The organism is Streptomyces sp. NPDC127068, from assembly GCF_042724695.1.
Taxonomy (GTDB): Bacteria; Actinomycetota; Actinomycetes; order Streptomycetales; family Streptomycetaceae; genus Streptomyces.
In genome coordinates this window covers 20446-36023 of record NZ_JBHXEN010000016.1, presented here as the reverse complement: position 1 = coordinate 36023, position 15578 = coordinate 20446, and the positions used below count along the sequence as shown (strand labels likewise).

General features: G+C 67.8%; 10 protein-coding genes and 1 pseudogene. 9 read left to right on the top strand and 2 right to left on the bottom strand.

What is annotated here, in order from left to right:
- Positions 1-28: 28 nt before the first annotated feature.
- Positions 29-1732 (top strand): hypothetical protein, encoded by a 1704-nt coding sequence (locus tag ACFWIA_RS12545; protein WP_387003112.1) that lies wholly within the window; start codon positions 29-31, stop codon positions 1730-1732.
- Positions 1733-1921: 189 nt separating this feature from the next.
- Here ACFWIA_RS12545 and ACFWIA_RS12540 read toward each other — a convergent pair whose 3' ends face one another.
- Together ACFWIA_RS12540 and ACFWIA_RS12535 are read right to left on the bottom strand one after the other, a co-directional pair.
- Entirely contained in the window at positions 1922-2926 is a 1005-nt protein-coding gene (locus tag ACFWIA_RS12540) for a terpene synthase family protein (RefSeq protein ID WP_387003110.1), read from the bottom strand.
- A gap of 431 nt (positions 2927-3357) precedes the next feature.
- On the bottom strand, positions 3358-4230 hold the full coding sequence (locus ACFWIA_RS12535) for an IclR family transcriptional regulator (protein WP_387003108.1): 873 nt from the start codon (positions 4228-4230) through the stop codon (positions 3358-3360).
- Positions 4231-5483: 1253 nt separating this feature from the next.
- Here ACFWIA_RS12535 and ispG point away from each other — a divergent pair.
- The 8 genes and pseudogenes from ispG to ACFWIA_RS12495 all read left to right on the top strand — a co-directional run.
- Positions 5484-6668, top strand: a complete 1185-nt coding sequence (ispG, locus tag ACFWIA_RS12530; protein WP_387003107.1) for a flavodoxin-dependent (E)-4-hydroxy-3-methylbut-2-enyl-diphosphate synthase — start codon at positions 5484-5486, stop codon at positions 6666-6668.
- A 102-nt stretch (positions 6669-6770) separates the two neighbouring features.
- Positions 6771-7841, top strand: a complete 1071-nt coding sequence (locus ACFWIA_RS12525) for a polyprenyl synthetase family protein (protein ID WP_387003105.1) — start codon at positions 6771-6773, stop codon at positions 7839-7841.
- A 105-nt stretch (positions 7842-7946) separates the two neighbouring features.
- Positions 7947-9074, top strand: a complete 1128-nt coding sequence (locus ACFWIA_RS12520; RefSeq protein WP_387003104.1) for a hypothetical protein — start codon at positions 7947-7949, stop codon at positions 9072-9074.
- A 144-nt stretch (positions 9075-9218) separates the two neighbouring features.
- Complete coding sequence (locus tag ACFWIA_RS12515) at positions 9219-10574, top strand: cytochrome P450 (RefSeq protein ID WP_387003102.1); 1356 nt, start codon at positions 9219-9221, stop codon at positions 10572-10574.
- A 168-nt stretch (positions 10575-10742) separates the two neighbouring features.
- Positions 10743-12083, top strand: coding sequence for a cytochrome P450 (locus ACFWIA_RS12510; protein ID WP_387003101.1), 1341 nt, complete (start codon positions 10743-10745; stop codon positions 12081-12083).
- On the top strand, positions 12080-13105 hold the full coding sequence (locus tag ACFWIA_RS12505; RefSeq protein ID WP_387003099.1) for a hypothetical protein: 1026 nt from the start codon (positions 12080-12082) through the stop codon (positions 13103-13105). Before ACFWIA_RS12510 ends, ACFWIA_RS12505 begins: the two co-directional genes overlap by 4 nt.
- A gap of 517 nt (positions 13106-13622) precedes the next feature.
- Positions 13623-14816, top strand: a complete 1194-nt coding sequence (locus ACFWIA_RS12500; RefSeq protein ID WP_387003097.1) for a hypothetical protein — start codon at positions 13623-13625, stop codon at positions 14814-14816.
- 457 nt (positions 14817-15273) lie between these two features.
- A pseudogene (locus tag ACFWIA_RS12495) lies at positions 15274-15455 on the top strand (IS5/IS1182 family transposase); the annotation flags it as partial.
- Positions 15456-15578 lie beyond the last annotated feature (123 nt).

Here is a 15578-nt window from a genome sequence, read left to right as displayed (position 1 = left end):
TGGTGGCGAGTTGCTGCACGGCGAAACGATGACGGAACTGGCGTCGGTGTCGGTGCGGGTGCACCGGCCGGGGGCCCGTGGGGTCCGGCCGATCCTCGACCCGATGCCCCTGTCGTTCCTGTGGGTACCCTCCGCGGTGCGGGGTTCCCCCCTGGACCACCACCAGAACGACGTGCGCGGTGCCTTGGAGACCGGTGGGCGGAGCGGCGGCACGGGTTGGAGGTACGAGCCCGAGGCGCACCTGGCTGCGGCGCTGGTCGACCCGGCGGCGCTGGGGGAGCGGTTCGCCCCGTGGACGAGGGCCTGCGCACAGATGACACGGACCGGCCGCGAACTGCTCGACGAGATCCAGGCTGTGCGGGAGGGCCGGACGACCGGCACCCGGGTTGCGCGTCGCCCCGTGACCGTCGGCCGCGACCGGACCGGCGAGATCTGGGCCCGGGCCCAGGAAGGCGCCAACGCCGGACGGTCGACCAAGTCGAAGTTCGGCACCTGCGCCGCCTCCGCGTGGCGCGCGGTCGCCGACGCCTTCGGCCTGTCCGGCGCGGCGGCCTACCCGAACATCGCTGTGGGGTGTTGGTGGATGGCGCTGCTCAGCGGCGACTACCGGGACTGGCGACAGGGCTACGTCGCGATGCTCGACTACGCCTTCTACTTCGAGTACAACATCGACCGCACCGGTGGCGACCGCACCGCGCGGGAACTGGAGATGCTCTGGGACATGCCGGATCTCCGCAGCGACCTCCAAACCCGCCGCCTCCACATGGCCTGCGAGATGGCCTACTTCGACACCAAGCGCCGCAACGAAGCGCGCCAGTCGAGCACCCCGACCACGGGCCGCTCCGCATGGGTCTACGCCGACCGCGACAGCTGGCGGGACTCCAAAGCCGTTGATAGCGGCATCTTCGGCCACTACCTCTGCTTCGACGACGGCATCCCCGGCCGTGACGACATGATGGTCACGGGCCTGGTCAACGACTGGACCGACCTCGGGCCGGACCTGCGGCACGAGGAGAGCGGGCAGAGCGTGTTGGCCCTCACCCGGGGGTCGATCGTCCAGGAGGACCTGCTCGACTGCTACGAGCGCACCGTGTGGATGATGAACGCCCAGCTGAAGCCTACCGGCTACGTCAGGGACGGCCGCTACAGCGCCGCCGCGCTCACCGCCGCCACCTGCGTCTGGCAGATGTGCAACCATCGGCAGGACCTCTGGCGGTACTTCGCCCTCGCCCCCGACCTCTGCGAGGCCGCCGCCGACCGTGACCTGTACGCGGCCGGCCAACTGGCCGACTGCTACACCCCCTCGCTCGATCCGGTGGCGCCTCCTGCCACCGGTCGCGTCACGGTGCCGCGTCGGGCGCTGAGCTACGAGGTCTACGTGGCGGGCGTGTGCCACCGCGGTGAGACCGACGTGCACGAGGCGCTGGCGGACGGCGTCGACGAGGGGATCCTGCCGAAGGCGATGGTCGAGTACGGCCTGGTCGTTCCGCTCCTGCTCCGCGACGGCCGCATCTCCACCGACGCGTTTCTGCGGCACATGGATGTCGCGTACTGCGGCCACTTCGCGGAGGTCGTCCGCAGCGGCCATCTGTCCGCCTTCTCCCCCGACTACTGCGCGGCCGTCGTGGCACTGGTCTGGGAGCAGTGGTGGCGCGGCATCTGGTTCGCCATCGGTGTGGGCAGCCTGATCGAGGCCCAACCCGACCTGGTGGCCGCGGACCGGAGCCACTGAACCACCCGCCCGCTCAAGGAGGAACCGTTGCCGTCAGGGGTAGGCGGTGTGCTGCGGGCGTCGAGGGCGCCGGGGGTGGTGGACAGGATGCGCGCGGGGCGGTCGCGCGTTGCGAGCCGCCCCTTTGCCTGAACGGAGGCGATTTCCACCCCCGAAGCACACGTCGTGCGATGTGCCCGATTCATGGTGTCACCACAGCGAGATCCGCACATGGATCATGCGACCCTCTCGGGTCAGGTGCTTGGTTCGATAGCGCGGGGCGTCGTGGTGCCAGGCCCCCAGGCCGGTCGCCATGTGCTGGACACACTCCAGCCACCAGGAGACACCTAGCTCGGCCCGCTCCTTGCGAAGCCGCCGCTCCACCTGGGTGAACCGCTCGACGAGGCGGTCGTGCCACACGAGGATGCTCTGAATGCTCTGCGTCTCTGTCAGGCCCCGTTCCCGGGCCAGTACATAGACGAGATTCGGATAGCGGTGCTCACGGTCCTTCGTGAGGCAGTACAGATCGTTGTCGATGAGACCTGCCGTACTGATGATGCGGTAGATCTCCATGATGTCGGGGTCAGCGAACACCTCGGGAGGGAGTTCACGACCCTGGGTGTACTCGATCATGTCCGTCGCGGTACACATGCCCAGCGTGTGCAGCCGGACGGCCACATAGGCGTCCAGGCTCGCTTCCATGCCCGAGGTCTTGAACAATGCCGCCTCGTCAGCGATCGAGTACTGCCAGGCTTCGAAGCGGGCTCCGAAACGGCGCCGCCATGATGGGCTCATCGACGTGGCCATCTCTTCGCCTAGCTCCGCCCAGTGCCACAAGGGGCCACTCGGCACCGGCCCCTGCCAGAATCCGGTGAGCGCTCGCGACACCAGCCTGGGATCGTGGCCCTGCGTTCCGATGCCCTCGATGCTGTCCTCATACAGAAACCACATGCCGAGGAACTTCGCGTGGAACTCCAGCCTGGTCGTGGATCTGGCCGTGGGGTTGCTGCGGGCCACGGCATCGCCCAGGTGGCAGGCGGCGATGTTGCGTCGGTTCTCGGGCTGGTATAGGAGACCACGGTGTTCCAGCCACGCGAATGCGCTGCTCTCCAGCCGCTCGGCCAGTCCGTCGGATGGAACCTTTGTCCAGGTTCGCGGATAGAGGATTTCGGCGGGGAACGGAAGGGAACCATCCGGTGTCGAGGGCTCGCTCATGGGCAACTCCTCTGTCGCCTGCGTCTCGGCGCTAGCGGTGGCCGGGGTGGGAGTCGCTCCAGCATCAGACGCGGATACGCCCTGACGCAAAGGCCCGTACGGATACTCACCCTGTTCGCGCGGGTTGGGCCTGGTGTCGAGTGCGCTGCGCCACGCGGAAGAGGAAGGCTCCGAGCACCGAGGCGTGGTGCGGGTGTCCGCCGGTACGGGTGGCGCGGAACGTGATGGTCGGCGGCGCGTGCCGTCGGGGCGACCGAGGTCAGGCGCCCAGTGTGCCGGGCGGAGTGACGTCACGTCCGGACCGTTCGTGTAGGTGGCATCGGGCAGGGGCCATCAGTTCACACACGGCAAGCTGAGCGGTTTGCGGCGTCTTATGAGGGCCAACCACCTGCGAGCGGTTGTACTGCCAGGCTAGGGTCCTTCCGACCACCTCAGCCGAACGTCCGCCGTGGATCGCGTTTCGCGGTGGTGGCGTCGGCCGCCGCTCCTGTGACACATCTCGGAGAGGGCGGATCCGGGCGGTGTGGCGAGCGGAGGAGGATCTCCCTGGCCTGGTGTACGCCTCCCCGCAGTACGGCGATCCTCTGAACCCAGTCGGCGTCGACATGGGCGCTGATACTCAGCACGGACAGAGGCCAGGCGCCCGGTCTCCCGACGGGGGCGGCTGCGGTCGCGATGCCCAGGTGCTCGTCCCGCTCCAAAACGTAGCCTCGCTCCCGAATCCCCGTGATCACGGCGGAGAGCGTCAGTAGCCCCTGGGGCAAGGTGGAACTGCTGGAGGCACGATTGGCGCTTGGGAAGAGTTGGCCCTCTCGACGGGGGGCATACGCGAGAAGAGCCTTCCCCGGAGTGGTCGCGTGGAGAGGGGCGGGCCGCTCGAACCGGCGAGCCAGATGGCTGTACTGCTGGCTGTACATGAGTTCCAGGAACCGCGTTCGTGTCCCGCTGGTCACAGCGAGACCGACGAGCTGGCGGGTCTCCTCGTGCAGCCGCAGGAGCAGCGGCTTGAGCAGGTGTCGTAGTAGTTGATATCGCTCGTCGTCGAGGCGCGCGGCGAGCTGATACAGGGCTACCCCGAGCCGGTACTGTTCACCGTCCCTCTCCAACAACTGAACGTGCTGGAGATTGTTGAGCAGCCGGTGCACCGTGCTCTTGGCCAGACCAGTGAATTCGACGATGTCCGCGAGCGACGACACGCCGCCGCCCGCCTGGACCGCTCGGAGGATGTTCACCATGCGGATGGCGAGGCGGGACTCCGCGGCGGGCTTCGGTGACGGAGACTCTTCTGCGGGGATTGAGGTCATGGGGTTTCCTTCCTCGGAGCGTTCGCAGGTTCGGAACGGAGTTTCCTCCAGACCGACGAGCGTGGAAGGCGCGAGTCGGCCGCTGGGCCGCGGCGTCTGACAGGTGCGGATCGTGCCGGTGCGCGAGCGTGGCTCGACGTGGCTGTCTCCGTCGCGCTAGAGCATGCGCCCGGTTCTTGAACGCCTCGCCTTGCTTCTCGCACAGCGAGCTGGTGTCCCTCGTTCCACCGTCTGGGGGAGAGGCATCCGACGAGCCGTAGCCGGTGCTCGGTTACGGATGTGTCTGGAGCGCTCGGTGTCATGAGGGCCAGACTTCTATGACCTGTGTTTCCCTCTTCCTCGGTTCGCCATTCGGCGGATGCGTGAATTTCAGCCAATATGTGCGATGTTCACGCCATGAGTGCGGGGTGAGGGTGGGCTTGCCGGGCTGATGTCACGCAGGGATGCCCGTCGCGCTCGCCCCGGCTCGCACGGCGCCCGGGCACTGGTCGAGCGGAAGCTGTCGGAGGCCACACATCTCCGTCGACCGCGGGCCTCGCGTAACGGCTTAACGGCCGATCTCCGCTGCGGCTCGGCCGGAGGGCTGGCTTGGGGATCTCGCCGCACGGACGGAGGCGGTCACAGGCCGGTTTCCCCGGGGTCCGTTCCAGAGAGCGGAACGGGATCTGGATACCGTCCAGGCGACGTCCTACGGTGAACATGGCGTATGGGATGAGGAGGTTGCCTCATGCTCGATGATTCCCCAATACGGCCGTCGGTTCCAAGGGGCTCCCTCGGCCGAGCCGGAGGACAGCTCCCCACTCCCGCGGCCTCTTGCCGCAGACGTGCGACGGTTTCCGTCGCGCCCCAGAGCGCCCTGCCAGACGACGACGCGCCGAGAGACTTCAGGGGAAGGGCAAGAGGAATGACTTCTGCGGGCATTCTCCCCCTGGCGGCGTACCCGCCCCGAGGGCTGCGGACGAACGCATGGCAGGGGCATTTCTGCGCCGCGTCTGCGGGACAGCCCGGCACCTGGCCCAGCAACGCCTTCGACGTGGCCATGCACCCCCATACCAGGGATCCGTTCTTCGACGGCGTGGAACGCAGGGGTCCTGCGCTCGGCGAGACGTCGGCGACCAGGGGCGTGCACGCGACCGCCGTGCCCTGTCCACAGCCGCGTCGAAGCCGGCGTCGGCGATCGCGCGCACGGGAAGAACCCCCCGACCCGTCGCATCCGTACCAGGCATCACCACCACTACGACGAGGAGCCGGTCATGACAGCCGTTGGCCTCGGCATCGCCGGACACCAACAACCCTCCCCCCACGATCCCCCCGACGCCCCCCCGGCGACAACAGGCGCCTTCACGCTTCCCCGCCGCGCCACCCGTCGACTGATGGTCGGTGCCGTTCCGGTAGGGGGCGGCGCGCCCATCAGTGTGCAGACGATGACCACGACCCGTACCGAGGACGTGGACGCCACGTTGCAGCAGATCGCGTCGACGGTCGCGGCGGGCTGCGACATCATCCGTGTCGCGTGTCCCAACCAGGAGGCCGCGGACGCGCTCCCGGCGATCGTGGCGAAGTCGCCGATCCCGGTGATCGCCGATATCCACTTCCAGCCCCGCTATGTGTACGCGGCCATCGACGCGGGCTGTGCGGGAGTACGGGTCAACCCGGGGAACATCAAGAAGTTCGACGACCAGATAGGTTCGATCACCCAGGCCGCCTCGGCCGCCAGGGTGCCGCTCAGGATCGGAGTGAACGCCGGCTCCCTGGACCCCCGCATGATCGCCAAGCACGAGGGCGTCACCGCCGGGGCTCTGGTGGACTCCGCCCTGTGGGAAGCCTCCCTGTTCGAGGAGCACGGCTTCACGGACCTGAAGATCGCGGTCAAGCATCACGACCCGCTCGTCGTGATCGACGCCTACCGTCGACTCGCGAACGCCCGCGACTACCCGCTGCATCTGGGTGTCACCGAGGCCGGCACCCCACTCCAAGGTGCCATCAAGTCCGCGACCGCTTTCGCGATCCTGCTCTCCGAGGGCATCGGAGACACCATCCGCGTGTCGACCTCCGCGCCTCCGGCCGAGCAGGTGAAGGCCGGATGCCACATCCTCCAGTCGCTCGGTCTGAGGCCGCGCAAGCTGGAGATCGTCTCCTGCCCCGGCTGTGGACGCTTGCAGGTCGACATCCACCGGTTGGCGGCGAAGGTGGAGGCCGCGTTCGACGGTTTCCCCCACCCTCTGCGGGTCGCGGTCATGGGCTGCGTCGTCAACGGCCCCGGCGAAGCACGCGACGCCGACCTCGGTGTTTCCTGCGGCAATGGCAAAGGCCAGATCTTCGCCAAGGGAGACGTCATCACCACCGTCCCCGAAGCGAGGATCGTCGAGACCCTGCTGGAACAGGCCCTCGCCCTCACCGAGGACGCCACATCCCGAGCACCGGACACCGTGACCTGATCCGCCGGCTACCTGCGCCCGAGCCGCCCCGCGCCTGGTGCCCACCCATCGGCCGGTGCGCACGGGCGGCACCTCTTCTTCCCCGCCGGAAGCGAGTCCGCCATGGCCCACACGTCCACCGCACCGGTTCCCCTCGACCTCTCCGCCCTGCGCGTCCGGATCGAGGCCAAACTCACCGGCTTCCTCGACCAGCGGCATCCCCCCGAAATCGCCGCCAGTGTGCTGAAGGAGTTCGTCGCCGCGGGAGGCAAACGGCTGCGTCCTCTGTTGTGCGTGCTGGGACGGCACTGCGCGGGCGCTCTCGGTCCCGTCCCGCAGGCGGTGATCGACACCGCCGCGGCACTGGAACTCTTCCACGCCAGCGCGCTGATTCACGACGACATCATGGACAACTCCGACACCCGCCGCCAACGCCCCACCGTCCACCGTCAGTTGACAGCACACGCTCGTCCCGGAAGCCCCGCCGACGCGGCCCGTCGACTGGGGGAGGGACACGCCATCCTCGTCGGCGACCTCGCCCAGGTGTGGGCGGACGAGATCCTGCACACCGCCGACCTCACGAACGCTCAGTTCCAGCAAGTCCTGACCGTGTGGGACACGATGCGCGCCGAGGTGATCCACGGACAACTCCTGGACCTCGCCTCCAGCGGACGCCCCACCGACGACGTGCATCGAGCCCTGTCCATCGTGCGACTCAAAACCGCCACGTACACCATCGAACGTCCCCTGCATCTCGGCGCCGTGCTGACGGGTGCCTCCCCCGGACTGCTCACCGAACTATCGAGACTGGCGCTACCGTTGGGGGAGGCCTACCAGCTCCGTGACGACCTGCTGGGGGTGTTCGGTGATCCGCGGGTTACCGGGAAGTCCCGCCTTGACGACTTGCGGGAGGGCAAGCACACCGTCCTGGTCGCCATCGCTCTGCAGGAAGCTGTCCCCCGGCACGCCGCGGTCCTGCACCGCCTCCTGGGAGAACCGGGCCTCACCGAGGCCGACGCCGAACGCATCCGCCACATCCTCACGATCACCGGGGCCCGTCGGCACGTCGAGGAGATGATCGAAGGGCGCCGGCGCGAAGTCCTCGAACTGTTGAGGAACACCGAGCTCATCCATCCGGCCGCCATCGCCCATCTGCGAGATCTGACCGAGTCCGCGACCCGGCGCACCGCCTGAGAACCGTCCAACGCGGCGCGGACCCTCTCCTGAGCAGTCCACCTGCGCCGGACGGTCCGAAGCAGCCGAGCAGGCTCCCGTTCCGCCACGGTTGGAAGGAAACGCATGGGTACCGATCAGTCCATCACGCTGGACATCCCCCCGCTCTACTGTCCCATTCCCTCCGCCATCCACCCGAACCACGCCGAACTGCGACGCGGCACGATGCGATGGCTCGACCGCTACGGATTCTGCTCCGACGCAACCGTCGAGGCACGCGTACGGGCCATCAACGGCGCTGAGTTCGTCGCCCGCCTGACACCCGGTGGAGATTTGGAACGGATGCAGATCTTCTCCGACTGGGCGCATCTCTCCCTCTTGTTCGACGATCTGTACGACTCGCTGCCGAGGCCATCGGCGGGCGCAGCCCTGGCCCGCTTCGCGAAGACGGCGGTCAAGGTGATGCGAACCTTCGAGGCGCCCGACGCCAACCTCCTGGATCCTCACGACCCCTTCACCGCGCCGCTGCGCGACCTGGCGGGACGTACCCATCGTCTGGCCAGCCCCGTGCAGATGAGGAGGATGATCGAAGCACAACGGATCTGGCTCTCCTGCGTCTGCTGGGAGATCGCGCACCAGACCGAGGGCGGGAGCCCTCCCGACCTGAACGACTACACCACCCTGAGGATGGGCACGGTGGGTGCCGTCGCCAGCTCGTCCTGGATCGAAATCCTCAACGGGTCCGACGACATTCCCTGCCATGAGTTCGACTCCTACCGGACAAGGGCAATCGCGGAGATCGCTGGGACGATCGTGGGAATGGACCAGGACCTCTATTCCTGGGGCAAGGACCTGTGGCACCGACAACACGACGGCACCGTCGCCGTGAACTTCGTCAGCGTCATCGCCCACGACCGGGCCTGCTCCGACCGCGAGGCGATGATCCACCTGGTTCGCATGCGTGATCGGCTCATGAGCCTCTTCCTCGAACTGCGCGACCTGGCCCTGGCCTCCGCAGGCCCCGAACTCACCCGATACCTCACCGATCTCGGCCACTACATACGCGGCACACTCGACTGGGGGCTGGGCGCCGAGCGCTACCGGACCCCCGACGGAGCATCGCCCCACAGCGTCCGCATCTCCCACACCTGGTCGAGCAGCCCGTCCGACGCCTCCCCCGACCCCATTCCCGGCATCCCCTCGATCGCCTGGTGGTGGCGCACCCGAGACACCCCCACCACACCGTCCCCCTAACGCTCTCGCCGAGGCACCCGCGCACCGGCAGCGGTGCCCTCGAGCCCACCCCAACGCACCACCGCAGTACACGATCCCCTCGTCCGGGACTGCACTGGTCCGGGCAGGTCCGCCGGCCGGTACCTCTCCCCTTGGAGCGACCCCATGCCGCCCCTCCGCCGCACCGCAGCAGCAACCACGAGCCCGGTTCCGAGGGCCCCTCACGCCCTCCCGGTGATCGGCCACGGCCTCCCCTTCCTGCGGGATCCCCTGAAGTTCCTCACCGGCCTGCCCCACCACGGTGACCTCGTGAGGGTCCGGCTGGGACCGGTCCCCGCCGTCGTGGTCTGCGCCCCGGACCTGGTCCACGACGTCCTGGTCGACGACGCCCTCTTCGACAAGGGAGGCCCCTTCTACGACAGGATCAGGGACACCGTCGGCAACGGCGTGGCCACCTGCCCCCACCGTGACCACCGCCGGCAACGCCGACTCGCCCAACCCGCCTTCCACCCCACCCGTATGCCGCGCTACGCCGCCACGATGGTGAGCCACATCGAGGAGACGCTCGACACCTGGCACGACGGCGAGGACATCGACGTCCTGGCTGCCATGCAGGAGATCAGCACCAAGGTCACCTGCGCGACGATGTTCTCCGCCATGGCTCCCACGGACCTGAACCAGATCAGCGATGACATCACCACCTGGTTCGCTGGCACCTACAAGCGGATCTTCCTTCCTTCGGCGTTCAACCGACTCCCGACCCGTGACAACCAGCGCTACGAACACGCCCGCAACCGCCTGCGCCACACCACCGAGACCCTGATCGCCGAACGCCGCGCGGACCCCACCGACCGAGGCGACCTGCTGTCCATCATCCTCGCCCACTACCCGGACGACCCGACCGCCGGCCACAGTACGGAACTAGTCGACCAAGTGGTCACCGTCCTCACCGGGGGCGTCGACACCACCGCCAACGTCCTGGCCTGGGCCCTGCACTCCGTCGCCCACGACTTCGACCTCCAGCGACGCCTGCGTACTGAGGCGAACGAGGTCCTGGGAGCGGGCCCGGCGACCCACGAGGACATACCCCGGTTGGAGTTGACCGCACGCGTGGTCACCGAAACCCTCCGGCTCTACCCCCCCGGCTGGATCCTCACTCGGATCACCGCTCGCGATACCCGTATCGGACGCCACCCCGTCTCCGCAGGAACCACCCTGCTCATCAGCCCCTACCTCATCCACCGTCGCTCCGACCTCTACCCCCGCCCCCACCGCTTCGACCCCGACCGCTGGCGCAGCGACCGGACCCCCCCTGCCCGCCACGCCTATCTTCCCTTCGGAGGAGGGGCCCGAAAGTGCATGGGCGACACCTTCGCCACGATGCAATCCATCCTCACCCTCGCCACCTTGGTCAGCCGCTGGCGACTCCATCCTCGTCCCGGCCCCCCACCACGCGCTGCGGCGGCCATCTCCCTACGACCCAGCGGACTGTCCCTGCGCATCGCACGAACGGCGAAGTAGCACCATCGACAACAAGTAACACCGTCCAGTTCCAGCGACGTCGACCGCGACCCGTGGCGGAGTAGCAGGACGTCCCGCATCCGGCACGATCTCCTCGTCAGCGCACTCGCGCGGTGAACACGCGCCCCGGCGCCGCACCCGTTCCGTCCCTCTTTCAGAGGAGTTGCATTGACCAGCGCCGCCCGCATCGTCAGCGCCCCGGGATCGCTGCCCATCCTGGGACACGCCCCGCGCCTTCTTCGCGCCCCTCTGCCCTTTCTGGCCTCCCTACCCGAAGCCGGTGACCTGGTACGGATGAGGTTCGGCCCCGTCACCGCGCTCCTCGTCTGCGACCCGGCGCTGACCCGCCAAGTCCTCCTGGACGACCGCGCTTTCGACAAGGGCGGCCCGCTGTTCGTGCGGCTGCGGGAGACGTTCGGGGAGGACATCGTCACCTGCCCGCACGCCCAGCACCGCAGGCTGCGCCGTCTTCTCCAACCCGCCTTTCACGCGGACCGCTTCCCCGCCTACACGCATGACATGCGAGAACAGATCGACACGGTCGTCAGTTCCTGGAAGGACGGCCAAGTCATCGACGTCCTCGACGAGATGCAGCGGATCACCGCACGGACCGCGGTGGTGACCATGTTCGGAGGCGCGCTGACTGATCCGGCGGTCCAGAACACGCTCGAAGATCTCACTGTCATCATGCGCACCGTCTACCGGCGCATGTTGACACCCCACCTCTTCGATCGCGTCCCGACCCGTGCCAACCGCCGATACGAACAGGCCCGCGCCCGGCTCAGGAGTACCGCCGCCGCCGTGATCACCGCCTACAACGCTGACACGCCCGACAGCGGCGACCTGCTGTCCAAGCTCCTCTCCACGCGCGATGACGCCGAAGAGGGGCTGACCGACGACGAAATCAACGGTCAGGTGATGTCCTTCTTCTTCGGCGCCACCGAAACCACCGCGGCCACCGTCGCCTGGGCGCTCCATCTGCTCTCTACCCACCCTGCGGCCGAAGCCCGTCTCCACGAGGAGGTCGACCGCCTCGTCACGGCCGACCCCGCTGGGCCGCCACATCTGACACAGACCGAGCGTGTTATCACCGAAACGTTGCGCCTGTACCCGCCCGGATGGCTCCTCACCCGGATCACCACCACCGACACCCGGTTGGGCGGTCACGCCGTTCCCGCCCGCACGACGATCCTCCTCAGCCCCTACGTCATCCATCATCGACCCGACCTCTACCCCCAGCCTGAGCGCTTCGACCCGCAACGTTGGGCCGACCCCACGCTGACGCCCGTCCTGCGGGCGGGCTTCGTCCCCTTCGGAGGTGGAGCCCGCAAGTGCCTCGGCGACCACTTCGCCGTCACGCAGGCCACCCTGGCCCTGGCGGCGATCGCCGCTCGATGGCGCATGACCGCTGTCTCCGGCAGGCGTGTCCGTCCCACACTCGGCATCGTGCTCAACCCCCAAGGACTACGGCTGCGCGTCGCCGCCCGACGGGACGGAACGGCCACATGAGCACACCGCACGAGACGCCCACACGGATCACCACCCCGTTCCCTGCCCGCGTCAGCCCGGATCGGGACGCCGCACGGCAGCGCAACCTGAGCTGGGCTCGCCGCCACGGCCTGGTCGACGACGCAGCCGATGAAACCCGCTATGTCTCCTGGGACATCGCTGACCTCATGGCCCGATGGCTCCCCGCCGCCACCGGTCCGGACCTGGACCTTGGCGTCGACGCCCTCTCGTTCGCAGCCGTCCTCGACGACCAGTTCGACGGACCGCTCCACGATCGACCCCCCGCCGCGCGCGCCGCGCGCGACGAACTCGCCGGTATCCTCGACACACCCGAGCTCAACACAGCCACAAGCCCGCTGGGACAGGCGTTCCGTGACCTGTGGCAGCGCCAGGCCAACGGCAGATCGCCCGCATGGCAGCGGCGCGCGGCAACCCACTGGCGCTGGTTCTTCGAAGCCTTCGAGCAGGAGAGCGTCAACCGGCGCTGCCACACGACGCCTAGCCTGTCGGATTACCTGATCCTGCGCCGCAGATCTGGACTCGTCTACGGCATGCTCGATCTCGTCGAGGCCGCTTACGGATTCGAGACCACGCCGGAAGACCGCCGCGCACCAGCGGTGAGGCGACTGCTCACCCTGTGCGCGGACGTCATCGACACCGTGAACGACATCCACTCCCTCGCCAAGGAGGAGTCACGCGGTGACGTGCACAACGTGATCCTGATCATCCAGCACGAGAGCGGACTTACCCGCCAGGAGGCCATCGACAGGGCACGAATCATGGTGAAGCTCTGGTGCCGACGCTTCATCCGCATCGAAAGCCAAATCACCAACCTTCCGCTGGCCTCCTATTCCGCGCGTTTGCGACTCATCGCCGCCATGCGCGATGCCATGGGCGGATTCCCCCACTGGAGCGCCTCCAGCGCCCGCTACACCGACCTGATCCCCGCGAATCTCCCTGCCTACCGTCAGGTCCTCACCGCCGTCGCGCGGCGGGAACCCGGTGGTCCCGCACCTCGGTGAACTCGCCCCGGCGACCATGACCGGCACCAAGAGGCTTTCTCTCCATCGCCGAGGGCGAAGCCCGTCCCGCGCCAACGGCCACTGAACGTCGTCCAGTCACTCTGGCGCGCTCGGACGGATCCGTCCGTGGAAACCCGGCCACATCCTGTGTTCTTCGGGTATCCAAGAAGAACGCTCCTGAAAGGAACGAAGCTATCGGCGTCAACATCCCTCGCGTTCTTCACCTGTTCCGGTGATTTCTGCACCTCGATGGCCGCGTCTTTCACGAAGCCTCGGCAAACTCGCGATCGTGGCCGTTTCGACCGAAGTGAACCGTCCGATTCTCCTGACGAAGTGGTCGATCCCGCGCGGGGTGGTGTCCGGTCGTCTCGGTAGAACATGCCTGTCCCCGCCCGGACGGATGCCGAAACCCCTGACATCCGTCCGCGTGACGGTGCGTTCCTTGATCGGCCCAGAAGACGGCCTCTGTCCCCACTCATCGCGAATCCGCCCCTCCACACACCGGGAGAGCGTGTAAGTGACCGCCCCCACCGGCCGCGCGTCTGCTTCCTGGAAGGCCCCGGAACCGCAGGAACTGCCTGAGTGGCGCGCCCGCATGCTCGAAGACATCAACAGCGAGGGCTCGGTCCACGCGCTCAGCCGTGCCATCGACGCCGGGCACACCGCGGTGTTCCCCGTCGTGTCCGACGCGCACGCCTCGCCCTCCATGGCCGCTGCTCGGTTGTTGGCGTGTGCGGAGGAGAGCCGCCTGCGGGAGGCCCGCCTGTACTACGCGACTGCCGACATGACCTCACTCACGCTAGCGGCGGCCTCCACCTCGCCTATGGAGCCAGTGAGGGAGGCTCGGCTGCCCTCGCCCTACGGATTCATGGTCTTCGCCGAGCCCATCGGCGGCTACGTGCAGAACATCGCCGACGTGCTGGAGGGTTTCACCGTCCGCGCCAGCTCCGACATGATCCTCACCATGCCCGTCGTCGCGGTGAGCTGGGGACCTTGGGCGCCTGACGAGGTCGACGCCGTGCACTGGTCCAAACAGAGCACCTGCGGTCGGCGTGAGCCGATCACCGGAAACCTCAGAGGCGTGTGGATCACCTTCTACACGGCGGCTGGCAGCGCTTTCGACGCCCTGCTGCCGGACACGGTGATCGCCACGCTACCCAACGGCAGGCATGTGACGGCCGCCGATCTTCAGCGCGCTCCCCGGCCCGTCCCCTTGACATGGGACGGGGAAACGACCTTGGCGTACGGACAGACGCTCCATGGCCTCCAGCAGCGGACCACCGATGAGTTGTCCCGGACCGTCTACACCGCCTGGCAGTTGATTCAGCAGACCGCGAGGACCAGAGCCCCGCTCATCAAGGTGGACGCCCTAGTCCGCGACCGTGCTGGCCGCAAACGGGACCGGCGCGACGGTATCAACGGTCCTTCCGGTGTACGCGTGGTTGACGTCCACGCCGCCTACCGGCCGCGCCCCGAGGCGCCCGGGCAAGGTGGTCAGACGGCCGCCAGCGGCGATTCCCCCCGGTGGTCCCGCCGTTGGCCCGTACGTCCCTATCGGCGTAACACCTGCCTCAATCCCCGCGCCCATGCGGACAACCAGTGCGAACACGAGGAGAGCATCGTCCCGGCCCACGTCAAGGGCCCCGCCCATCTACCGTTGAGGGCCGAGGGCACGGTCTACCTCTGGAATCGTCAGCGAGACGACGGGTGACCCACTCGGGTCATCCAGGTTGATCCGACGGCAGAAGGAAGACACCATCCCCAGCCAGACGATCACGTGCTGGTCGCGCCTGAGGAAGACCGCTTCCGACCTTCAGGGAATGGTGAGTTCGGGCACGGTCGAGGGCACGCCAACCGGATCATTCTGTGGGACCAGAATGGTCAAGCTTGCTGTGCTTTGCTCTGGCGGACGTCGAGTTGTCGGGGCGTTGGCCCGGAGTGCGTGGAGGTGTCGGTGAGTCCGTCGAGGAGGCGGTTGAGCGCGCGTTACCGTCGGTGACGGCTGCTTGTTCATCCTCGGTGAGTGGGATCGAGACGCCAGCCTCTGCAAGTTGTCGTTGGCGTCCAGGAGTTGGGCTCTCGTGGAGTCCCTGGGGGTGGAGAAGTCGCAGCGTGCGCAGCCCATGCGGTGCTGGCACTGCTCGAAGACGGTGTAGCGGACGTTGACTACCCGATTGGTGATGGTGGCGGCCCGGCCGGTGGCCGGGCGTCATCGCGGACACGCACGCCTGGCGGGCCTCCGGCCTGGCCGAGTACTGCCAGGGCGTTGACCGTACTGGGCGACGGTGCCTACCTCCAGCACGGTGACGGCCTCCACCACGCCGTCCAGGCCGTTGCCCACATGCACGACCCTCGCCCTCACATCATGACCAGAGGGCCACCCTCGCCGGCCCTGATCTGCCCGAACACGGCCTTGTGTAAGGCATTTTGAGTAACACCAGCTACTGATGCACGGTCAGTGTGTCCTTGCGGT

Bases quoted from the DNA above. Each gene is read 5' to 3' on its own strand.
- ACFWIA_RS12545 (WP_387003112.1), top strand. From the start codon at position 29: ATGACGGAACTGGCGTCGGTGTCGGTGCGGGTGCACCGGCCGGGGGCC.
- ACFWIA_RS12540 (WP_387003110.1), bottom strand. From the start codon at position 2,926: ATGAGCGAGCCCTCGACACCGGATGGTTCCCTTCCGTTCCCCGCCGAA.
- ACFWIA_RS12535 (WP_387003108.1), bottom strand. From the start codon at position 4,230: ATGACCTCAATCCCCGCAGAAGAGTCTCCGTCACCGAAGCCCGCCGCG.
- ispG (WP_387003107.1), top strand. From the start codon at position 5,484: ATGACAGCCGTTGGCCTCGGCATCGCCGGACACCAACAACCCTCCCCC.
- ACFWIA_RS12525 (WP_387003105.1), top strand. From the start codon at position 6,771: ATGGCCCACACGTCCACCGCACCGGTTCCCCTCGACCTCTCCGCCCTG.
- ACFWIA_RS12520 (WP_387003104.1), top strand. From the start codon at position 7,947: ATGGGTACCGATCAGTCCATCACGCTGGACATCCCCCCGCTCTACTGT.
- ACFWIA_RS12515 (WP_387003102.1), top strand. From the start codon at position 9,219: ATGCCGCCCCTCCGCCGCACCGCAGCAGCAACCACGAGCCCGGTTCCG.
- ACFWIA_RS12505 (WP_387003099.1), top strand. From the start codon at position 12,080: ATGAGCACACCGCACGAGACGCCCACACGGATCACCACCCCGTTCCCT.